Genomic DNA, 25962 nt, shown 5'->3' on the forward strand with positions numbered 1-25962 from the left:
TGAGGTTTGACCTACACCGGCGCGCCGGCCACCGATCCCCGCACCACCAGATCGACCGGCCAGACCTCGCCGCGCGCGCCCTCTTCCAGCCCTGATATGCGCGCCGCCAGCCGCTCGGCCACGCGCGCGCCGGCAAGGCGGATCGAGGAGCGGGTGGTCGAGAGCGGCACCGGGAAATTCTCCGGCCGCAGCCAGGGGAAGACGTCGTCATGGGCGACCAGCGACAGATCGCCCGGAATGGTCAGGCCGAGATCGCGTACGGCGCGGACGACACCGAGCGCCATGATGAGACTGGAGCAGACGATCGCCGTCGGGGCTCCGCTTTCTTCGAGCAGGCGGCGGGCGGCGCGATAGCCATTTTCCTCGGTCATGGTCGTGGAACAGATGTGGCGCTCGCCCAGTGTCAGTCCGCTGGCGGCAAGCGCCCGGCGCACGCCGCGCTCGCGATGGATGGCGAAGGTCTCGCGGTCGTCGCCGTTGATCAGCGCCAGCCGCTTGTGGCCGAGCTGGACGAGAAGCCTGGCCGCTTCGTGGAAGGCGCCCTCGTTGTCGATATCGAGATAGGGATAGTCGAACTCAAAACCCTCGCTGCGGCCATGGACGATGAAGGGGATGCCCAGCGTGTTGACCAGCGCCAGCCGCCGATCGGCGGGGCGTGGCGAGGAAATGTAGACGGCGTCGACCTGCCGGTTGGCGACGATACGCCGATAGGTCGTCTCCTGGTCGTCGGCGTCGGCCGGCGAGAGCACCAGATCGAGCTCGTGCGAGCGGGCATAGTCGCCGAGACCCGAAAGAAACTCGACGAAATGCGGATCGATGTCGACGGCGTTGCCGGTCGGCAGCACATAGCCGATCATTCCCGATTTGCCGGTGGCCAGCCGCCGCGCGCTGGGGTTCGGCCGGTAGCCGTGGCGCTTAGCGGCATCAATCACGCGACGCCGCGTCTCCTCGCTGACCTCCGGGTAGCCGTTCAGCGCCCGGCTTACCGTGGTTTGCGAAAGCGACAGCATGTGCGAGAGTTGCTTGAGGTTCATCGAGGCCTCCAGCCTCAAAGCGCTTTCAATTTGAATCGATCCGAGGATCGCTGGCGCCATGGCCCAGCGTTATGACCTTAGGGGCGGCCACAGGCAGTTTGAAGCCGAAATTGCTGCTGCAGCGCCAAAAAAGCTTGCTGCATTGCACTTTTTCCTTTCTCGCAAGCGGATTTAAATCGATTAGCACGGCGGCCCTCTTGACTTCCGCCCAATTCAATGGCGAGATCAGAGTAGCCAAAGCGCTTTGGAAGACTCTTCGAAAGGTTGCGGTTGCCTTCTCGCTGAGTCACAGTTCCGTGGGCGTCGGCGGACGAGATGGAGGTTTCGTCCGAACTGTCTCAACACTGGGAGGACTGCCATGAAGAAAATGCTTCTCTTGGGTGCTGCGTTCGCTGCGCTCACCCTTGGCCTGCCGGCACATGCCGAACTGAAATTCAAGCCGGGCGAGGATTCGAAGTTTCATTGGGCGAATTACGACGATCTCAAGAAGGTCGACCTCAAGGGCGAAACGCTGACCATCTTCGGTCCGTGGCGCGGCGAGGACGAGACGCTCGTGCGTTCGGTGCTCGACTATTTCTCCGAGGCGACGGGAGCAGAGGTCAAATACTCCTCGTCGGAGAATTATGAGCAGCAGATCGTTATCGACACACAGGCCGGCAGCCCGCCCAACATCGCCATCCTGCCACAGCCGGGACTGATCCAGGATCTCGCTTCCAAGGGTGTGCTGACCCCGCTGGGCGACGACGTCGCCGCCTGGATCAAGGAAAATTATGCCGCCGGCGACTCCTGGGCCAAGCTCGGCACCTATACGGGCAAGGACGGCAAGCCGGGCTTCTATGCCTTTCCCTACAAGATCGACGTGAAAGGTCTGGTCTGGTACTCGCCAGATAATTTCGAGGAGGCCGGCTACAAAGTTCCGAAGACCCAGGAGGAACTGGCCGATCTCGAAAAGAAGATCATTGCCGACGGCGGCAAGCCCTGGTGCATCGGGCTGGGTTCGGGCGGCGCCACCGGTTGGCCGGCGACCGACTGGGTCGAGGACATCATGCTGCGCACCCAGCCGCCGGAAGTCTACGACAAATGGGTGAAGAACGAGATTCCCTTCACCGATCCGGCCGTGGTCAACGCCCTCGATATCTTCGGCAAGATCGCAACCGACGACAAGATGGTCGACGGCGGTGCCAAGGCAGTCGCGGCAACCGACTTCCGCGACAGCCCAAAGGGCCTCTTTACGGTGCCGCCGAAGTGCTACATGCACCATCAGGCATCGTTCATTCCTTCCTTCTTCCCGGAGAATGTGAAGCTCGGCCAGGATGCGGACTTCTTCCCCTACCCGCCCTACGCCTCGAAGCCGGAACTGGGCACGCCGCTGGAAGTGGCCGGAACGCTGGTGATGATCACAAAGGATTCCAAGGCTTCGCGTGAGTTCATCAAGTTCCTCGAGATGCCGCTCGCGCATGAATTGTGGATGGCGCAGAAGAGCTTCGTCACGCCCTTCAAGGGAGCCAACAAGGACGCCTATGGCAGCGACGCGCTGAAGAAGCAGGGCGAGATCCTGGTCGGGGCCACCACGGTGCGTTTCGACGGCTCGGACCTGATGCCCGGCAAGGTCGGCGCAGGCTCCTTCTGGACCGGCATGATCGACCTGGTCGGCGGCAAGTCCGCCCAGGACGTCGCCGCCGATATCCAGAAGAGCTGGGATGCCATCAAGTAGGCCGCCGCGCGCGACCCGAGACTTCCTCATCCTCCTACCGGATCCGGGCTACGGCCCGGGTCCGACCGGCAGCCCACGCCGGAAGCCTTCGCGTCTCGACTGTTCCGAATAACTGAAAGTCGGTGCATGCGGCCGAGCCTTGGCCGGCCGGTCATGCCCAGGGAGAGGGACCCATGGCGGCTCAGATTTTCTCGGCCATATTCGTCATCATCATCGGCGTCGGCGGCTGTGTCGCGTATTTCTGGGGCGCCAACAAGCTGCTCGATCTGATCTTTCCGTCGCGCGGCGTCTCCGGCAGCGCCGCCGTCGACAATCTGCGCCGGCAAGGGCTGGTGCGGCCATGGCTGTTCGTCGGGCCGGCGATGATCATCCTGACCATCTATCTGATCTATCCGGTGATCGAGACGCTGCGGCTCTCTTTTCTCGACCGCGGCGGCGAGCACTTCGTCGGCCTCGCCAACTACCAATGGGCGTTCAGCGACCAGGATTTCCGCAACTCGATCTTCAACAACATCTTATGGCTGGCGGTGGTGCCGGCGGCCTGCACCTTCCTCGGCCTGATCATCGCCGTGCTCACCGACAAGATCTGGTGGGGGACGATCGCCAAGAGCCTTATCTTCCTGCCGCTGGCGATTTCTTTCGTCGGCGCCAGCGTGATCTGGAAATTCATTTACGAGTATCGCGGCGAGGGCCAGGTGCAGATCGGCCTGCTCAACGCCATCATCCAGTATTTCGGCGGCCAGCCGCAGGTCTGGATATCGCTGCCGTTCTGGAACAATTTCTTCCTGATGGTGATCCTGATCTGGATCCAGACAGGGTTCGCCATGGTGATCCTGTCGTCGGCCTTGCGCGGCATTCCGGAAGAGACGCTGGAGGCGGCCGTCATCGACGGCGCCAACCCGTTCCAGATCTTCTGGAAGATCATGGTGCCGCAGATCTGGGGGACGATCGCAGTTGTCTGGACCACCATCACCATCCTGGTGCTGAAAGTGTTCGACATCGTGCTGACCATGACCAACGGCCAATGGAACAGCCAGGTGCTCGCCAATCTGATGTTCGACTGGATGTTCCGCGGCGGCGGCGATTTCGGCCGCGGCGCCACGATCGCCATCATCATCATGATCGCGGTCATCCCGATCATGGTCTGGAACATTCGCCAGGCCAACAAAGAGACGGGAGGACACTGAGATGGCTGCGACCCGCGGAAAGTCCTTCGTCGGCCGATTCGGCGTTCATCTCGCCGTGCTGGTCTTCGTCGTCATCTGGACCATCCCGACACTCGGCATCCTCGTGTCGTCGCTGCGCGACAAGGACCAGATCATCGCGTCGGGTTGGTGGAACTCCTTCTCAAGCTCCAGCCAGACCGAGGCTGGGCGTCTGCCGGCTGCGTCCGCACAAACCCAGAAGGACGGCAAATACGTCATCGAAGGCAACGTCTTCGGCGATGGCGCCAAGCGTGCGATCAGCGCCTTCGGCACCAAGGCGGCGGCGCCGACACAATACAAGGCCGGCACGGCCGCCGATCTCGGCGATGGGGTGTCGCTGCAGGTCAACGCCGACGGCACGTTCGTGCTGTCTTCGCCGAAGGCCTTCGAAGGCGATCGCGGCCAGCGTGTCTATTATGCCTCCTCGGCGCCGCCGAAATTCACCACGGAAAACTACGAGAACGTGCTTCTGTCGCAAGGTATCGGCCGCTCCTTCATGAACTCGCTGACCGTGACCATTCCGGCGACGGTGATCCCGATCCTGATTGCGGCCTTCGCCGCCTATGCGTTGGCCTGGATGCGCTTTCCCGGAAGGGCGCTGCTGATTGCGGTGATCATCGGTCTGCTCGTGGTGCCGCTGCAGATGTCGCTGATCCCGCTGCTCAAGCTCTACAACGGCGTCGGGACCTTCTTCGGTGTGCCGTCGAAAACCTATCTCGGCATCTGGCTGGCGCATACCGGCTTCGGCCTGCCCTTCGCCATCTACCTGCTCAGAAGCTATATCGCCGGCCTGCCGCGCGAGATCATGGAATCGGCACGGATCGACGGCGCCAGCGATTTCGAGATCTTCGTCAAGATCGTGCTGCCGCTGTCCTTCCCGGTGCTTGCCTCCTTCGCCATCTTTCAATTCCTGTGGGTGTGGAACGATCTGTTGGTGGCGATGGTTTTCCTCGGCACGGCGCCCGACCAGATCGTGCTGACGGCGCAACTCAACGCGCTGCTCGGCTCGAGAGGCGGCAATTGGGAAATCCTTACGACATCGGCCTTCATCACCATCATCGTGCCGCTGATCGTGTTCTTCTCACTGCAGCGCTATTTCGTCCGCGGGCTGCTTGCCGGCTCGGTGAAAGGAGGTTGAGACAATGCAATCGGCTTTGAAGACGAGTTCGAGACCGGACCCCGCCGTCGACCGCGACTGGTGGCGGGGCGCGGTGATCTACCAGATCTATCCGCGCTCTTATCAGGACTCGAACGGCGACGGCATCGGCGACCTGCAAGGCATTGTCCGGCGGCTGCCCTACATCGCCTCGCTCGGCGTCGACGCCATCTGGATCTCGCCCTTCTTCAAATCGCCGATGAAGGATTTCGGCTACGATGTGTCGGACTATTGCGACGTCGATCCGATGTTCGGCACGCTGGCCGACTTCGACGCGCTGGTGGCGGAAGCCCATCGTCTGGGCCTCAAGGTGATGATCGACGAGGTGCTGTCGCACACCGCCGACATCCACCCCTGGTTCAAGGAAAGCCGCTCCAGCCGGACCAATCCGAAAGCCGACTGGTATGTGTGGGCGGACGCCAAGCCCGACGGCACGCCGCCCAACAACTGGCTGTCGATCTTCGGCGGCTCGGCCTGGCAATGGGATACAAGCCGCCAGCAATATTACATGCATAATTTCCTGGCCGAGCAGCCCGATCTCAACTTCCACAACGCCGAGGTCCAGGACGCGCTGCTCAACATCACCCGCTTCTGGCTGGAGCGCGGCGTCGACGGCTTTCGCCTCGACACCATCAATTTCTACTTCCACAGCCTGGGGCTGGAGGACAACCCGCCGCTGCCGCCGGAAGAGCGCAACGACCAGACGGCGCCGGCCGTGAACCCCTACAATTACCAGGACCATATCTACGACAAGAGCCGGCCGGAGAATCTCGGTTTCCTTGAGCGCTTCCGCGCGCTGCTCGACGAATATCCGGCGCAAGCCGCCGTCGGCGAGGTCGGCGATTCGCAGCGCGGGCTGGAAGTGGTGGCCGCCTACACCGCCGACGGCAAGCGCGTTCACATGTGCTATTCCTTCGACTTCCTGGCACCGGAAAAGATCAGCGCCGCCAAGGTGCGGGCGGTACTGGAGTCTTTCGGTCGGGTCGCCAGCGACGGCTGGTCGTGCTGGGCCTTCTCCAATCATGACGTGATGCGCGTGGCCTCGCGCTGGGCCGCCAACGAAGTGGACCCGAGCGCTTATCTCAAGGTAATCTCGGCGCTGTTGATGTCGCTGCGCGGCTCGGTCTGCATCTATCAGGGCGAGGAGCTCGGCCTCGGCGAGGCGGAACTCAATTTCGAGGACCTGCAAGACCCCTACGGCATCCGTTTCTGGCCGGAATTCAAGGGCCGCGACGGCTGCCGCACGCCGATGGTGTGGGATGCGGCGGCCAAGAATGGCGGCTTCTCGACCGCCAAGCCCTGGCTGCCGGTGCCCGGCAAGCATCTGGCGCAAGCCGTGAATGTGCAGCAGGGCGATCCGAGCTCGCTGCTCGAGCATTACCGGCGCTTCCTCGCCTTCCGGCGCCAGCATCCGGCGCTGGGCAAGGGCGAAATCGACTTCATCGAAAGCGATGGCGACACCGTCGCCTTCACGCGCCGCGAGGGCAACGAGCGCATCGCCTGCGTCTTCAACCTCGGCAGCAAGCCGGCCGAAGTCGATCTCGGCAAGGGCGCGCTGCAGCCCTTGCCGGGACATGGCTTTTCGGGACAAGGTGGCAGCGGGCCCATCCGCCTTGGCGGCTATGGCGCCTGGTTCGGGCGGATCGACTGAGTTGAGAACAGACAATCACTGGGAGAGGAAACCATGGCCGATGTCACGCTGAACCAGGTGAAGAAATCATACGGCAACCTCAACATTCTCCACGGCATCGACCTCGACATCAAATCGGGCGAGTTCATCGTGTTCGTCGGGCCGTCGGGCTGCGGCAAGTCGACCTTGCTGAGGTCGATTGCCGGTCTCGAGGAAATCACCTCCGGCGTGCTCCAGATCGACGGCGAAGTTGTGAACGACGTGCCGCCTTCGAAGCGGGGCATCGCCATGGTGTTCCAGTCCTATGCGCTCTATCCGCATATGACCGTGTACGACAACATGGCCTTCTCGATGAAGATCGGCAAGGAAAGCAAGGCCGAGATCGACAAGCGCGTGCGCCAGGCGGCCGAGATCCTGCAGCTCACCAAGTATCTCGACCGCCTGCCCAAGGCGATGTCGGGCGGCCAGCGCCAGCGCGTCGCCATAGGCCGTGCCATCGTGCGCAATCCGAAGGTGTTCCTGTTCGACGAGCCGCTGTCCAATCTCGATGCGGCACTGCGCGTCGCCACCCGCATCGAGATCGCCAAGCTGAAGGAATCGATGCCGAACACGACGATGATCTACGTCACGCACGACCAGGTCGAGGCGATGACGCTGGCGGACCGCATCGTGGTGCTGAAGGAAGGCGTCGTCGAGCAGGTCGGCACGCCGATGGAGCTCTACAAGCGGCCGGGCAATCTCTTCGTCGCGCAGTTCATCGGATCGCCGGCCATGAACATATTGCCGGCGAAGATCGAGAAGGCCGGCAATCCGACCGTGGTCAGCCATGTCGGCGACCGCAAGGCGACGGTGCCGATCACAACGCCCGCTTCGGCGAACGGCGCGGCGGTGAGCTTCGGCGTGCGGCCCGAGGATCTCGCGATCGCGACGGGGACGGATTACCTGTTCGAAGGCAAGGTCGATTATATCGAGCAGCTCGGCGAGGTTCAGCTCGTCTATGTCGACATCGGCCGCGCCGATCTGCCGCTGGTGGCCAAACTGCCGGGAAATGTCGAGGTCAAGCGCGGCGAGACGCTGCGGCTCAATGCCGGCGCCGGGGATCTGCACATCTTCGACGCGGAGGGGCATTCCTTCACGCTGCATCGCGACGAGGCGAAGGCGGCCTGACGCTCGGTGCTGCCGTTTCGGCCATGAGGCACGAGGCGGTCCGGATAAAGAAAGAGCGGCGAGGTTTGGCCTCGCCGCTCCTTTTTCGTCAACTGCTTGCGGCTGTTAGCGGCCGAACAGATTGCGGTCGCTGCCCTGCGGGGCCGACTTGTGCACGTCATTCGACGAGTTCAGCAGCTTGTAGACCGGCGAGTCGGTGCCCACCGACGAAGTGCGGGTCGTGTCGACGGCAGGGGCCTGCTGGCTGGCGCCAGCCGAGCCGTAATTGTCGCTGCCTGCGAAAGCTGCGCCGGAGAGGGCCAGAACGGCCGTTGCGGCAAGAACGATCTTCTTCATTTCAATACTCCTGAATTCTTAACCTGATGTCGTTTCCAAAACTGGGGTACACTTTTGGGCGACATGCCTGGGGACGCGGCGGGTGAACCCACCGTCTGTCTCCTGTCGGCCGTGGCCCCTCATGGATCATGGCCAGGTTCGGCAGTTTAGTTGTTGCCGAAGAGGTTGTGGTCCGCGCCCTGGGTGACGGGCTTCTGAGCGGCCGCTTCCGACCTGTGGGTCGAGGCCGTGCGAGAAGTGTCGACCGCGGCGGCCGGCTGATTGGCGGCGTTGGAACCGTAGTTGTCGCTACCAGCGAAAGCGCTGCCGGAAATGGCCAGAAGGGCGGCGGCAGTGAGAACAATCTTTTTCATTTTTGGTACTCCAGTATGTTTTTTCGTCCGTCTAGCGGCGTGTCTTGGGAGTGAAAATCGCGTCGTTCGGACAAGGCCCGATGTGGGTGAGCCGGCTGCCGGATTCCAATCACGAAGTTGTTTCGGCTGGACCATGAATCCCCATCTTGAAATTGTACCAATCGCCCGCCACGATCGGTTTTTACACTGTTGAATCAGTTAGTTATCGCACTTATCCATTTGGCTCACCAAGTGTATACGCGCGCCGATGTTCACCCCGTCCTGCACGCACCGTCAACAGAAACGAACTGTTCGGTTCGATTTTAGAATCTCCTAATAGTCACTTTCCGATACCGCTTAACCATTTTGGACCTACCGGCTTGATTCGGAGCGTTGCCGCCCACGGGTCAAAGGCGTCGGCAACTCTGGGCGCAGCCTCGTCTGAGCGTCCTTCTCTCCGATCTGGAAGGATCGCGCCGGCCGGGCGCCGAGCCTGCTCGCGCGTCAGCGTCAGCACCAGATCGAAGCCGTCGCGACGATCGTCCAGTTCAATCAACTCGTCGCGGAAGTCGACCTCGTTTGCGGGCAACCGAAATCTTGTCGGCGGAGCCTGCCGAAGAGGCCGGCAGGCTCCTTGGAAACCTTTCTCAGCCGGCGGCGAAAGGCACGGCGACGAATATCTGCGCGTCGCCGCGATCGACCAGCAGCAGCACCGACTTCCTGCCGGACTTGCCGGCCTCGGCGATCGCCTGGTTCGCTTGCCTTGCGTTTTTCACCGGCGTGCGGTCGACGGCGACGATGACATCGCCGGGTTCAATGCCGGCCGCGGAGGCCGCCTTGTCCGGGTTGACGCGCTCGACCACGGCGCCGCGCTGATTGTCGGCCAGGTTGAGCTGCTCCCGGATGTCCGGCGTGAGGTCCGTAAGGCCAAGGCCGAGCGAGGGCACGCGCAGGCCCTGTTCGGCAGATGGCTTGCCGCCCTCGTCATTCGAGGCGGTCTTCTGGTCTTCGGCATTGCGGCCGACATCGGCCGAGATCTGCATCGCCTTGCCGTTGCGCCAGACACTCAGCGTTTCCTTGCTGCCGGGGGAGACGTCGGCGACGGCGCGCGACAGATCCTTGGGGTCCTTGATCTCCTGGCCGGCGAAGCCGGTGATGACGTCGCCGGTCTCGATGCCGGCCTTGGCCGCCGGCGAACCGTCGGTGACCGCCGCGACCAGCGCGCCGCCCGGATGGTCGAGGCCGATGGCGCTAGCGACGTCCTGCGTGACCGGCTGGATCTGCACGCCAAGATAGCCGTATTCGATGTCACCGCCCTTCATAAGCTTGTCGACCACTTTTTGTGCCTGGTCCGAAGGAATGGCGAAGCCGACGCCGACGCTGCCGCCATTGGGCGAATAGATCGCCGTGTTGATGCCGACCACATTGCCCTTCACGTCGACAAGCGGGCCGCCGGAATTGCCGTGGTTGATCGGCGCGTCGATCTGGATGAAATCGTCGAACGGCCCGCTGTGCAGGTCGCGGCCGCGCGCCGAGACGATGCCGGCGGTGACCGTGGTGCCGATGCCGAACGGATTGCCGATCGCCAGCACCTGGTCGCCGGTCATCAGCTTGTCGGAATCGCCCCATTTGACGGTCGGCAGCGGCTTGCTCGCCTTGACCTTGAGCACCGCCAGATCGTTCTTTGCGTCGTGGCCGACGAGCTTGGCGGGAAGCTCGGTGCCGTCGTCGAGCGTCACCTTGATCGAGGTCGCGCCGTCGATGACGTGGTTGTTGGTGACGATGGTGCCATCGGACCCGACGATGAAGCCGGAGCCCAAAGCCTCCTGCCGCGGCGCCTGCTGCGGCGGCGTCTTGGGCATCGGGATGCCCTGGTCGCCGAAGAACTGCTGGAAATACTGGTCGAAGGGCGAATTGCCGTCGAAAGGCGAGCCGTCGTCCGTCGCGCCGGGCTGGGCTTTCATCACGGTCGTCACGGTCACGACTGCCGGCTTGGTGGTGGCGACAACCGGCGCGAACGAGCCGTTCGGGGCGGTAATGCCGGCGACCGGCGTCTGTGTCGTCGCGACCACGTTGCTCAGGCCGGCATTGCCGGGATTTTGCGCAAAGGAAACAACGACGGGGGAGATGATCAGCGCAGCGCCCAGCAGGGCCGCGACGCGATGTCTGCGAAGAATGCTAAATGGTGACATGGTCGTTTCTGTCCGGGCGAGAGTTGATCCGGCGCCGCGGACGGCTCTCTCCAAGGACGCGCCCGTCGGCGTGTCGACGGCCGGGATTGCCCGTCTCGCCATGCTTGGCAGCCGGCCGGATCGACAGCCACGCATTTAGGGCGTGGAATGGTCCGAATTAGGGTTTTGGCGCGACCTTACAAAGATTTAATTCAGAGAGCGCTCACGAAGCGCTCTCGGCGGCGTAGGTAGGAAGACGCGATCTCTCCCATCCTCGCGCGGCCGAAACTCGGGCCATGGCCGCCATGGCCGAGGCGTATCGGCAGGTCGAGCAGCCGCTGCATGGTGCGGCAATAGGCGGCGCGGTCCGAATCCGGCAGGTCGTCGATCAGCATGCCGTCATAGATGGCGTCGCCGGCGAAGAACAGGCCGTCGGCCTCATCGAACAGCGCGATCGAATCCGGCGAATGTCCGGGCAGATGCAGCACGCGGAATTTCCGATCGCCGAGGTCGACGATGTCGCCTTCGTCGAGCATTCGCGTCAACGGTGCGGAAGGGATGCGATAGTCAGCCGCCTTCCAGCCGGGCGCCGGCAATTTGGACACCGCGTCATCGAGATTGTGGAACATGTTGGCGTAGGTGACGGCATCATCCATGCCATCGAACTCCGCCGCACTGACCTTCGGCCCCATCCTGAGCGGGAATTCGTGCAGCGAGCCGACATGGTCGAGATGAATGTGGGTGGCGACGACGATCAGCGGCTTGCCGGCCGGGCTGTCGATCTCGGGCGCCAGCGGGCAGATGCCCATGCCGGTGTCGACCAGCAGGTCGGCGTCCCGGCCCTTGAAATGCCACATGTTGGCGCGCACGAAATCGTGCACGAATGGCTCGGTCAGCATCGTCGTTCTGGCATCGACAATGGATTTGCCGAACCAGTCGCCCACCACAAGGTCGCCCATCAGACGAACGGCTTTCCGACCTTGTATTTTTCCGGCACCAGCCGCTTCAGATAGGCCATGCCGGCCTCGGACAATTGGTTGACGTCCGGCTTCATGAAATTGTCCGGCATGTGGCGGGTCTTGCCGGCCACAGCCTCGAGCGGCACCTTCTTCAGCACGGTCTTGGTGCCGTCATATTGCAGCGCCACTGAGCCGCCACCCTCCCCGGCAACGGCGACCGCGAACGCGCCGGCTTCGAAGGCTTCCTTGGCGTCCACGGGGCTGATCGCCCCGACATAGCCGCGCGGCATATAGCCCAGGGCATCGACGCGCGCCCGCTTGCCTGGCAGGCCTTCCGCCAAAGCGCGTTCGAGCGCCGCCGGCAGATCGCTGCCCGACAATTTGACGTTGCCGTGCTGGTCGCGCTCGAGCTTTTCCGGCGGCACCAGGCTCTCGACCAACGCCTTGCCGTCGGCGGTGCTGACGCCTTCCGAGACGGCGACGATGCAGCGCTTGTGGCGGTCGAGCGTCCTGCGGACATCATCGATGAAACGTTCGGCGGAGAAGGCGCGCTCCGGTACATAGACCAGATGCGGACCGCTATCCGGATCGAGCTGCCAGGCGGCGGCCGCGGCAGTCAGGAAGCCGGCGTGCCGGCCCATGACGATGCCGACATAAATGCCGGGCAACGCGCGGAAATCCAAATCGACCGACAGGAAAGCGCCGGCGACGAATTCGGCCGCCGAGATGAAGCCCGGCGTATGGTCGTTCTCCTCGAGATCGTTGTCGATGGTTTTCGGCGCATGCACGAAGGCGATCGCGCCGCCGGCGGCGTCGGTCAGGATCTGCTGGGTGCCCGAAGTGTCGTTGCCGCCGATATAGATGAAGGCATCGGCGCCGGCCTTCTTGAGGCCGTTGAGGATGACCTCGCAATAGGCCGCGTCTGGCTTGTCGCGGGTCGAGCCAAGGGCGGCGCTCGGGGTGCCTGCGATCAGCCGCAGCCGATCTTCGGGGATGGCTGAGAGGTCGACATAGTTGCCGTCGCGGATGCCGCGCACGCCATGGATCGAGCCGAGCACCTTGGCGCCGGGATGCCGCTTGCGGATCTCCAGCGTGGCGCCGACGACCGTCTGATTGATGACGGCGGTCGGGCCGCCGCCCTGCGCGATGACAAAGGTTCCGGCCATGATCGTTCTCTCCCGAGGCGAAGCTTTTCAGAGCACCTTCGCCTGTCTTGCGGCATCACGCAACGGGAGAAAGGAGGAGCATGATCCCGAAAAAATAGTGACCGTGCTGACCGCCGAAAAAATCAGACGACGACGACCGGGTTCTTCTTCGATACCCTGTTGTAGAGGTCGATGATGTCTTGGTTGATCAGCCGCACGCAGCCCGACGACATCGCCTGGCCGATGGTCCACCATTCGGGCGAGCCGTGGATGCGGTAACCGGTGTCCTTGCCGTTCTGGTAGATGTAAAGCGCGCGGGCGCCCAGCGGATTGGTCAGGCCGCCGGGCTGGCCGCCCTGCCATTTCACCAGTTCCGGCTTGCGCTTGACCATCTCCGGCGGCGGCGTCCAGACCGGCCATTCCTTGCCGTACTGGATGTTGGCGCGGCCCGACCAGCGGAAGCCGTCCTTACCGATGCCGACGCCGTAGCGGATGGCGTCGCCGCCGGGCTGGACGAGATAGAGCATGCGCTCCTGCAAATGCACGACGATGGTGCCGGGCGCTTCGCCGGTCTTGTCGACGACGATCTGGCGGCAGAACTCCGGCTTGACCTTCTGGTAGGGCACCGCCGGGACCTGGAAGCCGTTGTCGGTCAAGGCAGCATACATCACGTCGGGACCAGTGATGTTCTTGTCGACGCTGATCGCCGGTCGGATCGGCACCGATCCGGTGGTGGTGTCGTCGATCTGCAATTGCGGCAGGTCGAGCGTGTCGGTGGTGCTGCAGCCGGCCATGCCGAGCAGCGCCATGGCGCCCATGCCTGAAAGCATGGCGCGGCGGGAAAGCGGAACTTCGGTTTCGACAGTTTCGCCGCTCGAAGGCGGCGTCAGACTTTGCGGCAACTCGCGCATACACCAAACCCTACGCTGTCGGCGGGAAGCACGGTCCGGCCGAATGGCTGCAATTTTCGTCAGTCATGGTTGAAAAAGGGTGAAAGAACTTTGCCCGCACTTAACCCTGACAAGGCGTTGTCCGGGCCAGGCGCCAGGGCAGGCCGGCGCCGAAGATTTTCTCCAACGCCTCTTTACAATCTCGCATACCCCAGGATTTATCCTGTTCTTTGCGCTCAAGGAGTAGGGAAATGTCCTTCGAAAACTGGGCTGCCTTTGCCGCCGCCTCCGCCATCCTCCTCGTCATCCCGGGCCCGACGATCCTCTTGGTCGTCTCCTATGCGCTCGGCCAGGGCTGGCGTACGGCGCTGCCGATGGCAGTCGGCGTCGCGCTCGGCGATTTCACCGCCATGACGCTTTCGATGCTCGGCATCGGCGCGCTGCTTGCGGCTTCGGCCACTGTGTTCACCGTGCTCAAGGTGATCGGCGCCGGCTACCTCATCTATCTCGGCATAAAACTGTTCCGCGCCGGCGGCGCGCTGAAGGCCGAACCGCGCACCGACGCCGTGTCGGCGGCAAGGATGATGGCGCATGCCTGGCTGGTCACGGCGCTCAACCCGAAGAGCATCACGTTCTTCGTCGCCTTCCTGCCGCAGTTTCTCGACCGGCATGCCGATTTCTGGACGCAGATGCTGATCTTCGAAGCGACCTTCCTGGCGCTCGCATTCAGCAATGCCTTCGGCTATGCGCTGATTGCTTCACGAGCGCGCGCCATCGTGCGCAACCCAAGGGCGATCCGTATCTTCAACCGCACCGGCGGGACATTGCTTGTCGGCGCCGGCATCGCCACGGTGGCGATGCGTTCGGGGAATTGAGGAGAAGTCCGGTTCGACACAGTCGAAGCCCTCGCCGGTTGGCGGGCCGACGGTCGATGTTCTAGGATTGCATCGGTCCGACCGGACGAATAGGCATCAAAGGACGCGGCTATGGCGCTGAAGGACGCATTCGGCCTGACGCACTCGGGCGCGACCGAAGCCGGGCTTTCGTCCTACGCCAGAGCCGTCCGTGAGCTGCAGTGCTTCATCGGCGACCCGGTCGGCTCCATCGATAGCGCGATCGCCGATGAGCCCAGCTTCGTGATGGCGCATGTGTTCAAGGGCTATCTGTTCGGCCTCGCCACCGAGCGGGAGGCGACGGCGATTGCGCAAACCTGCCATGCGGCGGCGCTGCCGCTCGCCGGCACCGCGCGCGAGCGCGCGCATGTCGCGGCGCTCGGCCATCTTGCCAGCGGCCGCTGGCATGACGCCGCCCGCATCCTCGAGGACGTCGCCATCGACAACCCGCTCGATGCGGTGGCGCTGCAGGTTGGTCACCAGATCGACTTCTTCATCGGCAATGCGCGCATGCTGCGCGACCGCATCGGTCGGGCGTTGCCGGCTTGGGAGAAGGACATGCCGGGCTACCATGCCGTTCTCGGCATGCAGGCTTTCGGGCTGGAGGAAATGGGCGACTATGCGCGCGCCGAAGCCTTCGGCCGGCAGGCCATCGAGATCGAGCCGCGCGACGGCTGGGCGCAGCACGCGGTCGCGCATGTCATGGAAATGCAAAGCCGGCAAAGGGAGGGCATCGCCTGGATGCGCGCCAATCCGGAGGCGTGGACGAAGGACAGCTTCCTCAAGATCCATAATTGGTGGCATCTGGCGCTGTTCCACTACGATCTCGGCGAGACAAACGAGGTGCTCCAGCTCTATGACGGGCCGATCTACGGCGACCGCTCGACGCTGGCGCTCAACATGGTCGACGCCTCGGCGATCCTGTGGCGACTTTATCTCCACGGCATCGATGTCGGCGACCGCTGGGCGGCGCTTGCGGCGAACTGGGCGCCAAAGGCGGCCGCCGGCAATTACGCCTTCAACGATGCGCATGCGATGATGGCCTTTGTCGGCGCCGGGCTGCACGCGCCGGCCCAGACCCTGCTCGAAGCGCAGCGCGAAGCAATGCGCGGCGATGACGATAACGCCGCATTCACGCGCGACGTCGGCCACCCTCTGACCTTGGCGATCAAAGCATTCGGCGAGGGCAACTACGGAGAAGTGGTGCGCCTGATCCGGCCAATCCGCTGGATCGCGCACCGCTTCGGCGGCAGCCATGCACAACGCGACGTGATCGACCTGATGCTGATCGAGGCGGCGCTGCGTGCCGGTGACAGCGCGCTGGCACGGGCGTTGACCGCCGAGCGTCAGCTGGCGCGGCCGGACAGCCCGCTGTCGGCGCTGTTCTCGCGCCGCGCGGCCGATTTGTCAGAGAATTGACCGGAGGCGGATCTTGGCTTAAGAACTGGCCAAGCCAGATTTTTTCGAGACCCGAAAAAATTAATGGCATCGGGAGGAAATCATGTATCTCGGCCTCGACCTGGGCACCTCGGGCGTCAAGGCGCTCCTGATCGATGATCGCCAGACGGTCGTCGGGTCCGGCCACGGCTCGCTGGACGTCTCGCGGCCGCATGCCGGCTGGTCCGAACAGAATCCGGCGCACTGGATCGAAGCCTGCCAGACAGCGATTGCCGAGCTCAAGACTTCCCATCCCAAGGAGCTTGCAGCGGTCAAGGGTATCGGCCTCTCCGGCCAGATGCATGGCGCGACCCTGCTCGACGCCTCGGACAAGGTGCTGCGTCCCTGCATCCTTTGGAACGACACCCGCAGCCATGTCGAGGCAGCGGCGCTCGACGCCGACCCGCGTTTCCGCAAGCTCACCGGCAACATCGTCTTCCCGGGCTTCACGGCGCCGAAGCTTGTGTGGGTGAAGGACAACGAGCCTGCCGTTTTTGCCGCTGTCGCCAAGGTGTTCCTGCCCAAGGACTATCTGCGGCTCTGGCTGACCGGCGAGCATATTTCGGAGATGTCGGATTCGGCTGGCACGTCCTGGCTCGACGTCGGCAAGCGGCGGTGGTCCTCCGAACTGCTTGCCGCGACAACGCTCGACGAGAAGCATATGCCGTCGCTGGTCGAAGGCACGGCGAATGCCGGCGCCTTGCGCGGCGAGCTTGCCTCGAAATGGGGCATTGCTTCAGGCATTCCGGTCGCCGGCGGCGCCGGTGACAATGCGGCTTCGGCCTGCGGCATGGGCACCGTGGGCGCCGGCCATGCCTTCGTGTCGCTCGGCACGTCGGGGGTGCTGTTTGCGGCCAACGCCTCCTATCTGCCCAATCCGGAAAGCGCGGTGCACACCTTCTGCCATGCGCTGCCCAACACCTGGCACCAGATGGGAGTCATCCTCTCGGCCACCGATTCGCTCAACTGGCTGTCGGAGATCACCGGCAAAGGCGCCGGCGACCTGACGGGCGAGCTCGGCGACAAGCTCAAGGCGCCGACAGGCGTCGCTTTCCTGCCCTATCTCTCCGGCGAGCGCACGCCGCATAATGATGCGGCCATTCGTGGTTCCTTCACCGGCCTCGCGCATCAATCGAGCCGCGCCGTGCTGACCCAGGCCGTGCTCGAAGGCGTGGCGTTTGCCTTCCGCGACAGCCTCGAGGCGCTGAAGACAGCGGGCACGACCCTGACCAGGGTGACGGCGATCGGCGGCGGCTCGCGCTCGCGCTACTGGCTGAAGGCGATCGCCACCGCGTTGCAGCTGCCGGTCGACATCCCGGCCGACGGCGATTTCGGCGCCGCCTTTGGCGCGGCGCGTCTCGGGCTGATCGCCGCGACCGGCGCCGATCCGCTTGCCGTTTGCACCGCGCCGGCGACCGATGCGACGATCGAACCGGATGCCGGGCTTGGTGGGGCGTATGCAGATGCTTATCAACGCTATCGTGCGCTCTATCCGGCGATCAGGGCGGTAACCGCGTGAGTATGCGCGAGGCACCCCCCTCTGCCCTGCCGGGCATCTCCCCCTCAAGGGGGGAGATTGGCAACTTGGGCGCCTCGCTCCCTTTTGCAGCGTTGGAGATTGGCGAAATCCTAGATGAAAGCCGATCTTCCCGCTTGCGGGGGAGATGGCCGGCAGGCCACAGGGGGGTGCCTCGCGCCTCCCTTACCCAGTTAGCCTCACTGCGCCGGCACCTTGTCGAGGAAGCCGGTGACGCTCTTCAGGCGGCCATTCTCGATGACGCAAATATCGGTGCCTTCGATGACGGATTCTGCGCCTTCGGGGCCCAGATTCCACGAAAAGCGGATGCGGTCGGCAAAACCGTCCGGCTCACCCTTCAGCGAGAAGCGGAAGCCGGCGAATTGCTGCTGCACGCCGTCGATCAGCGCGGCGATGCCGTCGTGGCCGTCGCCTTGCATGATCGGGTCGCGATAGCTGACGTCGCTGGTGAAGGCGGCCTCGAGCAGGGCCTTGCGGCGCGCCGCATCGCTCTCGTTCCAGGCGGTGATGTAGTTGCGGGCGATCGTGTTGAGGTCGGTCATGGTCTTCATCCTTCATTGGATCGTTTCGACATGACCCTTTTGGACCCACGGAAGCGCCAAACCAATTACGCTTGAGGTAATCGGCGAAAGCAGTTGGAGAGGAAGGAAACCATGAGCAGCGGATTTTTCGGCAACATCAAGACCATCAAGTATGAAGGGCCGGATTCGACCAATCCACTGGCCTACCGATATTACAACCCGGACGAAGTGGTGGGTGGCAAGCGGCTGGAGGACCATCTGCGCTTCGCCGTCGCCTATTGGCATTCCTTCGCCTGGCAGGGCGGCGACCCGTTCGGCGGCCAAACCTTCGACCGCCCCTGGTTCGCCAGGCCCGGCGGCATCGACACGATGGAACTGGCGAAACTGAAGGCCGACGTCGCCTTCGAGCTGTTCTCGCTGCTCGGCGTCCCCTATTTCTGCTTCCACGACGCCGACGTTCGCCCGGAAGGCAAGGATTTCTCCGAAAGCGCGGCGCGCCTCGACGAGATCGCCGATTATTTTTCGGCCAAAATGAACCAGACCGGCGTCAAGCTGCTCTGGGGCACGGCGAACCTTTTTTCGCATCGCCGCTTCATGGCGGGTGCCGCCACCAATCCCGATCCGGACGTGTTCGCCTACGCGGCGGCGACGGTGAAGAAATGCATTGACGTGACCAAGAAGCTGAAGGGCGAGAACTATGTGCTGTGGGGCGGGCGCGAAGGCTATGAGACGCTGCTCAACACCGACCTCGCGCGAGAGCAAGAGCAGGCCGGCCGCTTCCTCAATCTCGTCGTGGACTACAAACACAAAATAGGTTTCGAGGGCACGATCCTGATCGAGCCGAAACCGCAGGAGCCGACAAAGCACCAGTACGACTACGATGTCGCCACCGTCTACGGCTTCCTGAAGCGCTTCGGGCTGGAGAAGGAGGTGAAGGTCAACATCGAGCAGGGCCATGCGATCCTTGCCGGCCACTCCTTCGAGCATGAGCTGGCCTTGGCCAACGCGCTCGGCATCTTCGGTTCGATCGACATGAACCGCAACGACTATCAGTCCGGCTGGGACACCGACCAGTTCCCCAACAATGTGCCGGAGATGGCTTTGGCCTATTACCAGATCCTGCTGGGCGGCGGCTTCAAGACCGGCGGCACCAATTTCGACGCCAAGCTGCGCCGCCAGTCGCTCGACCCGGAGGATCTGCTGATCGGCCATATCGGCGGCATGGACGCCTGCGCGCGCGGGCTCAAGGCGGCGGCCAGGATGATCGGAGACAAGGCGCTGTCGGGTCCGCTTAACGAACGCTATGCCGGCTGGAACACGGCCGAAGGCAAGGCGATGCTTTCCGGCAAGCGTACGCTGGAGGAGATCGCCGAACGCGTGGTGACGGAGAAGATCGAGCCGCAGCCGCGCTCCGGCCGGCAGGAGCTCCTTGAAAACATCGTCAACCGCTACGTCTGAGGCTTTCCTGCGGCGCCCGCATCGAGCGCCGCAGAGCTGAAATTGCATTCCATGCGGGGTGAACCTACACGACAAGGTTTTGCCCCGCGCTGCCTCTCAATCGCCGCGCTCTTGCCTTCAAACAGCCGTCACGAATCGCGTATAGTGTCGACATGCGGCGGGAAGGAAAGAAGGAGGCGAAACGTATGCAGCACGAACGCGAAATCGACGCCCTGCTCTCTTCCGGCGAGGCTGGTTCGATCATCGATCGGCTGATGGCGCTGCCGCATCCGAAGGATGGCGCCGGCGAAGCAAATGAATGGGATCGCGCGGTCGCCGCGCGGTTGGAAACGGCGCTGGCCAAGAGCATGCGCTCGCGCATTGTGCGCGAAGGCCGCGACGCCGCCTGATTCTTCAGCCCCGATGTCCGTGGGCCTATTTTCGGCAGTTTGACGAACGGAGACTGTTTCTCCATCCTGCACCGATGATACGCGCGGTGCTGCTCGATCTCGCGGGTGTCGTCTATGATGGCGACACCCCGATCGCAGGCGCTGTGGCTGCGGTCGAGCGTTTGCGCAAGGCCGGACTGCCGCTCCGCTTCGTCAGCAACACGACACGTTCGCCGCGCCATAAAATCATCGCGCAGCTCGCCGCGCTGGGCGTCGAAGTCAGGGATGAAGAATTGCTGACGCCGGCGCGCGCCGCGCTCGAATGGCTGCGAAGGCATGGCCGCCAACCTCACCTGCTCGTCCATCCCAACCTCGAAGCCGAGTTTACCGGCCTGGACGGCGGCAAGAGCCGCGCTGTCGTCGTCGGCGACGCCGGCGAGGCCTTCGACTATGCCGGCCTAAACCGAGCGTTCCGCGAACTGGTTGCCGGCGCCGATTTTCTGGCTTTGGCCACCAACCGCACCTTCAAGGACGCAGACGGCCAGCTCAGCCTCGACGCCGGCGCCTTCGTGGCAGCGCTCGAATTCGCCTGCGGGCGAAGCCCTGTCGTGCTCGGCAAGCCGTCGCCCGATTTCTTCCTCTCGGCGCTTGCCGGCTTGAATTGCCCGCAGACCGACGCGGTGATGGTCGGCGACGACGCGGAGAGCGACGTCGCCGGCGCGCTCAGCGCCGGGCTTGGCGCGGGGCTGCTCGTGCGGACCGGCAAGTACCGCCCAGGCGATGAAACACGCTTCGACCCGGCGCCCACGGCGCTGGTCGATGACCTTGCGGCCGCTACCGACTGGATCCTCAAAGCGCGCCGCACAGAAACGGATTCAGGCGACGCGCTTTGAATCCCTTGTTTCGATCTGTGCCGCTTCCCAAACCGCTGCGCGTTTTTGGGCGATCTGCATCAGCCGCGCCGCAGCCTGACCGGCGCTTCGCCGAACGCGCGGGAAAACGCCCTGGAAAACGCCGCGGCTGATGAAAAACCCGTACGCCCGGCAATGTCGGCCATGGCGATGCGCGTGTCGACCACCAGACGTCGGGCAGCGGCGAGCCGCAGCCGCAGGTAATAGGCGCCCGGCGTCTCGCCGATGGACTTGCGGAAGATGCTCTCGAGTGTTCGCGCCGTGACGCCGGCGCGCTTGGCCACGGCATCGATGGTCAGCGGCTCATCGACATGCGCTTCCATCAGCCGGATCGCCTGCGCCAGGCGCGGATCGTAGCCGTCGAGCCGGCCGAGCGAAACCAGCGGCTGAGCGTCGGTCGCCGCGCGCGTCTGATCGTAGATGAAGACGCTCGCCACATCGAGCGCGGCCGCCATGCCGAGCCGGGTGCGGACCAGATGCAGCATCAGGTCGAAGGTGGGCGAGGCACCGCCCGAGGTGAAGACCGGCCCGTCGATGACATAGCGGTCGGGGCGCACATCGACGCCCGGAAAGGCGGCGGAGAAATCCTCCATGTCTTCCCAATGCGTGGTGGCGCTGCGGCCTTCGAGCAGGCCGGCGCGCGCCACCAGCCAGGTGCCGGCCTCTACGCCGCCGCAGGCGCGGGCTGCACGCGCCGCGCGGCGCAACCCGGCCAGCAACGCCGACGTCGCATAGTTCTGCGTGCCGAAGCCGGCGACGACGACCAGCATGTCGGTCGGTTCGGCGGCATCGAAGCGGCCGCTGACGGCGACCGGCAAGCCGCAGGTCGTCACCGGCGCCTCTCCGGTGAGCGAGACCAGCTTGAAGTCGAACAAAGTCTCGCCAGAGATGCGGTTGGCGGCGCGCAGCGGGTCGACCGCCGAGGCCACGCACATGATCGACGAGCCCGAGAACACCAGAAACGTCACCTTGAGGGTTTCCCGCTCGGCGCGAAAGATCGTCGGTTTTTCGCTTTTAGTCATGGCGCCTTCGTAAAATGCAAAACAGTTTCCGGCAAGTCGGTCATGCTTGGCCAGCTTCGGCGCAGGTCGTCATAGCAAAGCCGGTTTCCGGCTTCATCAATGGCTGATCGAATTTGGGAGGAAAGACGATGCCGCTCGCGATGAACCGTGAGGTTTTCATCACCTGTGCCGTGACCGGTTCGGGCGGGACGCAGGACCGCAGCCCGAACGTGCCGCGCTCGCCCAAGCAGATCGCCGATTCGGCGATCGAGGCCGCCAAGGCGGGTGCTGCGATCGTCCATTGCCATGTGCGCGACCCCGAAACCGGCAAGCCCAGGCGTGACGTCCATCTCTACCGTGAGGTCACCGAGCGCATCCGCGAGGCGAACGTGGACGTGGTGCTGAACCTCACCGCCGGCATGGGCGGCGACATGGTGTTCGGCTCGCCGGAAGCGCCGCTGCCGCTCAACGAGAAGGGCACCGACATGGGCGGCGCCACCAACCGCATGGAGCATGTGCGCCAGTGCCTGCCGGAGATCTGCACGCTTGATTGCGGCACGATGAATTTCGCCGAAGCCGATTATGTGATGACCAACACGCCCGGCATGCTGCGCGCCATGGGCGGCATGATGACGGCGCTCGGCGTGAAGCCCGAGATCGAGGCTTTCGATACCGGCCATCTGTGGTTCGCCAAGCAGCTGGTCGAGGAACAGGTGCTGAAGCCGGATGCGCTGGTGCAGCTGTGCATGGGTGTGCCTTGGGGCGCGCCGGACGACCTCAACACCTTCATGGCGATGGTCAACAACGTGCCGTCGACCTGGAACTGGTCGGCCTTCTCGATCGGCCGCAACCAGATGGCCTATGTCGCGGCGGCGGTGCTGGCCGGCGGCAATGTCCGTGTCGGCCTGGAAGACAATCTGTGGCTGGACAAGGGCGTGCTGGCGACCAATGCGCAGCTCGTCGAGCGCGCGGTGAGCATCGTCTCCAATCTCGGTGCGCGCGTGCTCGGACCGGAGGAAGTGCGCAAGAAGCTCAACCTCACCAAGCGGGCGCCGATCGCGGCATGAGCATGATCCCGCAAAGTGGGAACCGGTTTTTGCTTCGCTGACCTGCCGTTCGGAAAAGATCATGCTCAATCAACATTGAAAAGCGGGAGGTCGAGATGGCTACCGTCAAATTCACCGCGATGAAGGACGGCGACAAGGAAGACTATGAATTCCTGACCGCCCACGAGATCGACTATGCCGCCAGGACAGGGGATCGGCTGCTTTCCGCCCTGGTGCAGCTCGACGAAGGTTTGTCCGGCTACAAGATCACCCGGCTAGGCCATTCGCTGCAGGCGGCGACGCGCGCCTGGCGCGACGGCGCCGACACTGACTGGATCGTCTCCGCGCTTCTGCACGACATCGGCGACATCTACGCGCCCTACAATCATGACGAATATGCCGCCACGATCCTGAAGCCGTTCGTGCGCGAGCAATGCACCTGGGTTGTCGAAAAGCACGGCGACTTCCAGCGCCTCTATTACGCGCATCATTTGGGCGGCAACCAGCATGCCCGCGACCGCTTCGCCGGCCATCTCTATTTCGACGATTGCGACCGGTTCTGCGAGCGCTGGGACCAGTCGAGCTTCGATCCCGACTACGAGACGCTGCCGATCGAGTTCTTCCGGCCCCTCGTGCTCGAAGTCTTCGCGCGCAAAGCTTACGACCCGGCCGTGATCCGCGCCGGCGAGCGCGTGCCGCTTTCCGATCCCGAAACAGCCAAGACCAGAACCGGAGCCTGACCATGAGCATCATCAACAAGGCGGCCGCCATCGGCGGCGGCGTCATCGGCGCCGGCTGGGTGGCGCGCCTGCTCTTGAACGGCATCGATGTTTCGATCTTCGATCCCGATCCCGAGGCGTCGCGCAAAGTCGGCGAGGTGATGAAGGGCGCACGCCGCGCCTACAAGCAGATGCTGCCCGGCGGCCTGCCTAAGGAAGGCAAGCTCACCTTCGCCAAGACGATCGGCGACGCAGTGGCGGATGCCGATTTCATCCAGGAGAGCGTGCCGGAGCGGCTCGACCTCAAGCACAAAGTGCTGGCCGAGATCGACGCCCATGCGCCAGCCAGTGCCATAATCGGCTCCTCCACCTCCGGCATCAAGCCGACCGACATGCAGGTGGCGATGAAGAAGCACCCGGAGCGGCTGGTCGTCGGGCACCCGTTCAACCCGGTCTATCTTCTGCCTCTGGTCGAGATCGTCGGCGGCCAGCAGACTTTTCCCGAGGCGATCGAGGTCGCCAAGGAGATCTACGCCTCGATCGGCATGAAGCCGGTGGTGGTGCGCAAGGAGATCGAGGCCTTCGTCGGCGATCGCCTCCTGGAGGCCGCGTGGCGCGAGGCGCTGTGGCTGGTCAAGGACGGCATCTGCACCGTCGAGGAACTCGACGACATCATGCGCTATTCCTTTGGCCTGCGCTGGGCTCAAATGGGAATGTTCCAGGTCTACCGCGTCGCCGGCGGCGAAGCCGGCATGCGCCACTTCATGGCGCAGTTCGGACCTTGCCTGAAATGGCCGTGGACCAAGCTGATGGACGTGCCGGAGTTCAACGACGAGCTGGTCGACCTGATCGCCACGCAGTCGGACGAGCAGGCAAACGGCCTCTCGATCCGCGAGCTTGAAAAGATCCGTGACGACAATCTGGTCGCCATCATGGATGCGCTGTCGAAGCAGAACAAGGGCAAGGGCTGGGGCGCCGGCGCGCTTCACAAGGACTATACCAGGCAGTTGGCCAAGCTGGCGGCGAAGCCGGCCGCCAAGGCAGGCGACAAAGCAAAAGCCGCCAAGCCGGCGAAGAAGATGGCGAAGCCCGCAAAGGCCGAGAAGCCCGCAAAGGCCGACAAGGCGAAAACAAGCAAGAAGAAGGGCTGAGGCGATGCATTTCGGTCTTTCGGAAGAACAAAAACTGATCGTCGAGACGACGCGTGCCTTTGTCGAGAACGAGCTTTACCCGCATGAGCGCGAGGTGGAACGCACCGGCGAACTGCGCCGCGAGCTGATCGACGAATTGAAGGCGAAGGCGATCGCGGCCGGGCTCTACGCCGCCAACATGCCGGCCGATGTCGGCGGCGCCGGCCTCGATACGGTGAGCTGGCTGCTCTACGAGAAGGAACTTGGCCGCGCCAATTACGCGCTGCACTGGACCTGCGTGGCGCGTCCCTCCAACATCCTGCTCGCCGGCACGCCGGAGCAGCGTGAAAAATATCTCTTCCCCTGCATCCGCGGCGAAAAGTGGGACTGCCTGGCGATGACCGAGCCCGGCGCCGGCTCCGACCTGCGCGGCATGAAGGCGACCGCGGTTCAGGACGGCTCGGACTGGGTGCTCAACGGCACCAAGCACTTCATCAGCCACGCCGACATCGCCGACTTTGCCATCGTATTCATGGCTTCGGGCGAAGAGGATTCGCCGCGCGGCAAGCGCAAGAAGATCACCGCCTTCTTCGTCGACAAGGGCACCAAAGGGTTCACGGTGCGCGACGGCTACCGCAACGTCTCGCATCGCGGCTACACCAACTCGATCCTCGAATTCGACGACTGCCGGCTGCCGGCTTCCCAGGTGCTCGGCGAAGTGCATAAGGGCTTCGAGGTGGCGAATTCGTGGCTCGGCGCCACGCGCCTGCAGGTCGGCGCCACCTGCCTCGGCCGCGCAGAGCGCGCGCTTTCGCATGCCATCGAATATGCCGCGCAGCGCCAGCAGTTCGGCCAGCAGATCGGCAAGTTCCAGGGTGTGTCGTTCAAGCTCGCCGATATGGCGACGGAGTTGAAGGCCGCTGACCTGATGGTGTTCGAAGCCGGCTGGAAGTACGATCAGGGCACCGTCACCGATCAGGACATGGCGATGGCCAAGCTGAAGGCTACCGAGATGCTGGCTTTCGTCGCCGACGAGGCGATCCAGATCCATGGCGGCATGGGGCTGATGGACGACCTGCCGCTGGAGCGCATCTGGCGCGACGCGCGCGTCGAGCGCATCTGGGAAGGCACTTCGGAGATTCAGCGACATATTATTTCGCGGGCGTTGCTGCGCCCGTTCGGGGCTTAGAGCATGATCCGCC

The 25962-nt window shown here is 63.8% G+C and carries 25 protein-coding genes; 15 read left to right on the forward strand and 10 right to left on the reverse strand.

Features of this window, described 5'->3' with window-relative positions:
* Positions 1 to 11: 11 nt before the first annotated feature.
* Positions 12 to 1034, reverse strand: a complete 1023-nt coding sequence (locus A9K71_RS13535; RefSeq protein WP_066996003.1) for a substrate-binding domain-containing protein — start codon at positions 1032 to 1034, stop codon at positions 12 to 14.
* A gap of 358 nt (positions 1035 to 1392) precedes the next feature.
* Here A9K71_RS13535 and A9K71_RS13545 point away from each other — a divergent pair, with 358 nt between their 5' ends.
* The 5 genes from A9K71_RS13545 to ugpC all read left to right on the forward strand — a co-directional run bounded on the left by A9K71_RS13545 (position 1393) and on the right by ugpC (position 7906).
* Positions 1393 to 2748, forward strand: a complete 1356-nt coding sequence (locus A9K71_RS13545; RefSeq protein WP_066996009.1) for an ABC transporter substrate-binding protein — start codon at positions 1393 to 1395, stop codon at positions 2746 to 2748.
* A 173-nt stretch (positions 2749 to 2921) separates the two neighbouring features.
* Entirely contained in the window at positions 2922 to 3935 is a 1014-nt protein-coding gene (locus A9K71_RS13550; protein ID WP_066996012.1) for a sugar ABC transporter permease, read from the forward strand.
* A gap of 1 nt (position 3936) precedes the next feature.
* On the forward strand, positions 3937 to 5091 hold the full coding sequence (locus A9K71_RS13555) for a carbohydrate ABC transporter permease (RefSeq protein ID WP_066996015.1): 1155 nt from the start codon (positions 3937 to 3939) through the stop codon (positions 5089 to 5091).
* Between the two features lie 4 nt (positions 5092 to 5095).
* Positions 5096 to 6760, forward strand: a complete 1665-nt coding sequence (locus A9K71_RS13560; protein WP_066996017.1) for an alpha-glucosidase — start codon at positions 5096 to 5098, stop codon at positions 6758 to 6760.
* A gap of 33 nt (positions 6761 to 6793) precedes the next feature.
* Complete coding sequence (ugpC, locus tag A9K71_RS13565; protein WP_066996021.1) at positions 6794 to 7906, forward strand: sn-glycerol-3-phosphate ABC transporter ATP-binding protein UgpC; 1113 nt, start codon at positions 6794 to 6796, stop codon at positions 7904 to 7906.
* A 105-nt stretch (positions 7907 to 8011) separates the two neighbouring features.
* On the opposite strand, the gene A9K71_RS13570 is transcribed toward ugpC, so the two are convergent.
* From A9K71_RS13570 to A9K71_RS13600, 7 genes are all read right to left on the reverse strand, one after another.
* The gene (locus A9K71_RS13570; protein ID WP_066996024.1) at positions 8012 to 8242 is read right to left on the reverse strand and encodes a DUF680 domain-containing protein; all 231 of its coding nucleotides are present in this window, start codon (positions 8240 to 8242) and stop codon (positions 8012 to 8014) included.
* A 146-nt stretch (positions 8243 to 8388) separates the two neighbouring features.
* Positions 8389 to 8595: a DUF680 domain-containing protein gene (locus A9K71_RS13575; protein WP_066996029.1), complete on the reverse strand. Its 207-nt coding sequence runs from the start codon at positions 8593 to 8595 to the stop codon at positions 8389 to 8391.
* A gap of 319 nt (positions 8596 to 8914) precedes the next feature.
* Positions 8915 to 9163 (reverse strand): hypothetical protein, encoded by a 249-nt coding sequence (locus A9K71_RS32560; protein ID WP_066996032.1) that lies wholly within the window; start codon positions 9161 to 9163, stop codon positions 8915 to 8917.
* 58 nt (positions 9164 to 9221) lie between these two features.
* Positions 9222 to 10766 (reverse strand): DegQ family serine endoprotease, encoded by a 1545-nt coding sequence (locus A9K71_RS13585; RefSeq protein ID WP_066996035.1) that lies wholly within the window; start codon positions 10764 to 10766, stop codon positions 9222 to 9224.
* A gap of 191 nt (positions 10767 to 10957) precedes the next feature.
* Positions 10958 to 11704: an MBL fold metallo-hydrolase gene (locus A9K71_RS13590; protein WP_066996038.1), complete on the reverse strand. Its 747-nt coding sequence runs from the start codon at positions 11702 to 11704 to the stop codon at positions 10958 to 10960.
* Positions 11704 to 12870, reverse strand: coding sequence for a diphosphate--fructose-6-phosphate 1-phosphotransferase (locus A9K71_RS13595; protein WP_066996041.1), 1167 nt, complete (start codon positions 12868 to 12870; stop codon positions 11704 to 11706). Before A9K71_RS13595 ends, A9K71_RS13590 begins: the two co-directional genes overlap by 1 nt.
* Before the next feature lie 122 nt (positions 12871 to 12992).
* Entirely contained in the window at positions 12993 to 13760 is a 768-nt protein-coding gene (locus A9K71_RS13600) for a L,D-transpeptidase (RefSeq protein WP_066996044.1), read from the reverse strand.
* 230 nt (positions 13761 to 13990) lie between these two features.
* Between A9K71_RS13600 and A9K71_RS13605 the strand changes: the two genes are divergently transcribed.
* The 3 genes from A9K71_RS13605 (at position 13991) to xylB (ending at position 17588) form a co-directional block, all read left to right on the forward strand.
* The gene (locus tag A9K71_RS13605) at positions 13991 to 14614 is read left to right on the forward strand and encodes a LysE family translocator (RefSeq protein WP_066996047.1); all 624 of its coding nucleotides are present in this window, start codon (positions 13991 to 13993) and stop codon (positions 14612 to 14614) included.
* Positions 14615 to 14725: 111 nt separating this feature from the next.
* Positions 14726 to 16051 (forward strand): tetratricopeptide repeat protein, encoded by a 1326-nt coding sequence (locus A9K71_RS13610; protein ID WP_066996051.1) that lies wholly within the window; start codon positions 14726 to 14728, stop codon positions 16049 to 16051.
* Between the two features lie 82 nt (positions 16052 to 16133).
* Positions 16134 to 17588: a xylulokinase gene (gene xylB / locus A9K71_RS13615; RefSeq protein WP_066996054.1), complete on the forward strand. Its 1455-nt coding sequence runs from the start codon at positions 16134 to 16136 to the stop codon at positions 17586 to 17588.
* Between the two features lie 197 nt (positions 17589 to 17785).
* On the opposite strand, the gene A9K71_RS13620 is transcribed toward xylB, so the two are convergent.
* Complete coding sequence (locus tag A9K71_RS13620) at positions 17786 to 18148, reverse strand: nuclear transport factor 2 family protein (RefSeq protein WP_066996191.1); 363 nt, start codon at positions 18146 to 18148, stop codon at positions 17786 to 17788.
* A gap of 111 nt (positions 18149 to 18259) precedes the next feature.
* On the opposite strand from A9K71_RS13620, the gene xylA reads away from it, so the two are divergent.
* The 3 genes from xylA to A9K71_RS13635 all read left to right on the forward strand — a co-directional run bounded on the left by xylA (position 18260) and on the right by A9K71_RS13635 (position 20846).
* Complete coding sequence (xylA, locus tag A9K71_RS13625; RefSeq protein WP_066996058.1) at positions 18260 to 19585, forward strand: xylose isomerase; 1326 nt, start codon at positions 18260 to 18262, stop codon at positions 19583 to 19585.
* A 185-nt stretch (positions 19586 to 19770) separates the two neighbouring features.
* Positions 19771 to 19974 carry a hypothetical protein gene (locus A9K71_RS13630; RefSeq protein ID WP_066996194.1) on the forward strand — a complete coding sequence of 68 codons (204 nt, stop codon included), beginning with the start codon at positions 19771 to 19773 and terminating at the stop codon, positions 19972 to 19974.
* Positions 19975 to 20048: 74 nt separating this feature from the next.
* Complete coding sequence (locus A9K71_RS13635; protein WP_066996061.1) at positions 20049 to 20846, forward strand: TIGR01458 family HAD-type hydrolase; 798 nt, start codon at positions 20049 to 20051, stop codon at positions 20844 to 20846.
* 59 nt (positions 20847 to 20905) lie between these two features.
* On the opposite strand, the gene A9K71_RS13640 is transcribed toward A9K71_RS13635, so the two are convergent.
* Entirely contained in the window at positions 20906 to 21886 is a 981-nt protein-coding gene (locus A9K71_RS13640; RefSeq protein ID WP_066996064.1) for a GlxA family transcriptional regulator, read from the reverse strand.
* A 128-nt stretch (positions 21887 to 22014) separates the two neighbouring features.
* Between A9K71_RS13640 and A9K71_RS13645 the strand changes: the two genes are divergently transcribed.
* The 4 genes from A9K71_RS13645 to A9K71_RS13660 all read left to right on the forward strand — a co-directional run bounded on the left by A9K71_RS13645 (position 22015) and on the right by A9K71_RS13660 (position 25949).
* Entirely contained in the window at positions 22015 to 22932 is a 918-nt protein-coding gene (locus tag A9K71_RS13645) for a 3-keto-5-aminohexanoate cleavage protein (RefSeq protein WP_066996067.1), read from the forward strand.
* Positions 22933 to 23027: 95 nt separating this feature from the next.
* A complete protein-coding gene (locus A9K71_RS13650; protein ID WP_066996070.1) occupies positions 23028 to 23651 on the forward strand; it encodes an HD domain-containing protein in 624 nt (207 codons plus the stop codon).
* A gap of 2 nt (positions 23652 to 23653) precedes the next feature.
* A complete protein-coding gene (locus A9K71_RS13655; protein ID WP_066996073.1) occupies positions 23654 to 24781 on the forward strand; it encodes a carnitine 3-dehydrogenase in 1128 nt (375 codons plus the stop codon).
* Positions 24782 to 24785: 4 nt separating this feature from the next.
* On the forward strand, positions 24786 to 25949 hold the full coding sequence (locus tag A9K71_RS13660) for an acyl-CoA dehydrogenase (RefSeq protein ID WP_066996076.1): 1164 nt from the start codon (positions 24786 to 24788) through the stop codon (positions 25947 to 25949).
* Positions 25950 to 25962: the final 13 nt, after the last annotated feature.

Source organism: Mesorhizobium sp. WSM3873, assembly GCF_001672445.1.
Taxonomy (GTDB): Bacteria; Pseudomonadota; Alphaproteobacteria; order Rhizobiales; family Rhizobiaceae; genus Mesorhizobium.

Bases quoted from the DNA above. Each gene is read 5' to 3' on its own strand.
- A9K71_RS13560 (WP_066996017.1), top strand. From the start codon at position 5,096: ATGCAATCGGCTTTGAAGACGAGTTCGAGACCGGACCCCGCCGTCGAC.
- A9K71_RS13590 (WP_066996038.1), bottom strand. From the start codon at position 11,704: ATGGGCGACCTTGTGGTGGGCGACTGGTTCGGCAAATCCATTGTCGAT.
- A9K71_RS13635 (WP_066996061.1), top strand. From the start codon at position 20,049: ATGATACGCGCGGTGCTGCTCGATCTCGCGGGTGTCGTCTATGATGGC.
- A9K71_RS13535 (WP_066996003.1), bottom strand. From the start codon at position 1,034: ATGAACCTCAAGCAACTCTCGCACATGCTGTCGCTTTCGCAAACCACG.
- A9K71_RS13640 (WP_066996064.1), bottom strand. From the start codon at position 21,886: ATGACTAAAAGCGAAAAACCGACGATCTTTCGCGCCGAGCGGGAAACC.
- xylA (WP_066996058.1), top strand. From the start codon at position 18,260: ATGAGCAGCGGATTTTTCGGCAACATCAAGACCATCAAGTATGAAGGG.
- ugpC (WP_066996021.1), top strand. From the start codon at position 6,794: ATGGCCGATGTCACGCTGAACCAGGTGAAGAAATCATACGGCAACCTC.
- A9K71_RS13570 (WP_066996024.1), bottom strand. From the start codon at position 8,242: ATGAAGAAGATCGTTCTTGCCGCAACGGCCGTTCTGGCCCTCTCCGGC.
- A9K71_RS13630 (WP_066996194.1), top strand. From the start codon at position 19,771: ATGCAGCACGAACGCGAAATCGACGCCCTGCTCTCTTCCGGCGAGGCT.
- A9K71_RS13645 (WP_066996067.1), top strand. From the start codon at position 22,015: ATGCCGCTCGCGATGAACCGTGAGGTTTTCATCACCTGTGCCGTGACC.
- xylB (WP_066996054.1), top strand. From the start codon at position 16,134: ATGTATCTCGGCCTCGACCTGGGCACCTCGGGCGTCAAGGCGCTCCTG.
- A9K71_RS13650 (WP_066996070.1), top strand. From the start codon at position 23,028: ATGGCTACCGTCAAATTCACCGCGATGAAGGACGGCGACAAGGAAGAC.
- A9K71_RS13575 (WP_066996029.1), bottom strand. From the start codon at position 8,595: ATGAAAAAGATTGTTCTCACTGCCGCCGCCCTTCTGGCCATTTCCGGC.
- A9K71_RS13605 (WP_066996047.1), top strand. From the start codon at position 13,991: ATGTCCTTCGAAAACTGGGCTGCCTTTGCCGCCGCCTCCGCCATCCTC.
- A9K71_RS13660 (WP_066996076.1), top strand. From the start codon at position 24,786: ATGCATTTCGGTCTTTCGGAAGAACAAAAACTGATCGTCGAGACGACG.
- A9K71_RS13595 (WP_066996041.1), bottom strand. From the start codon at position 12,870: ATGGCCGGAACCTTTGTCATCGCGCAGGGCGGCGGCCCGACCGCCGTC.
- A9K71_RS13600 (WP_066996044.1), bottom strand. From the start codon at position 13,760: ATGCGCGAGTTGCCGCAAAGTCTGACGCCGCCTTCGAGCGGCGAAACT.
- A9K71_RS13610 (WP_066996051.1), top strand. From the start codon at position 14,726: ATGGCGCTGAAGGACGCATTCGGCCTGACGCACTCGGGCGCGACCGAA.
- A9K71_RS13545 (WP_066996009.1), top strand. From the start codon at position 1,393: ATGAAGAAAATGCTTCTCTTGGGTGCTGCGTTCGCTGCGCTCACCCTT.
- A9K71_RS13550 (WP_066996012.1), top strand. From the start codon at position 2,922: ATGGCGGCTCAGATTTTCTCGGCCATATTCGTCATCATCATCGGCGTC.
- A9K71_RS13620 (WP_066996191.1), bottom strand. From the start codon at position 18,148: ATGACCGACCTCAACACGATCGCCCGCAACTACATCACCGCCTGGAAC.
- A9K71_RS13585 (WP_066996035.1), bottom strand. From the start codon at position 10,766: ATGTCACCATTTAGCATTCTTCGCAGACATCGCGTCGCGGCCCTGCTG.
- A9K71_RS13655 (WP_066996073.1), top strand. From the start codon at position 23,654: ATGAGCATCATCAACAAGGCGGCCGCCATCGGCGGCGGCGTCATCGGC.
- A9K71_RS13555 (WP_066996015.1), top strand. From the start codon at position 3,937: ATGGCTGCGACCCGCGGAAAGTCCTTCGTCGGCCGATTCGGCGTTCAT.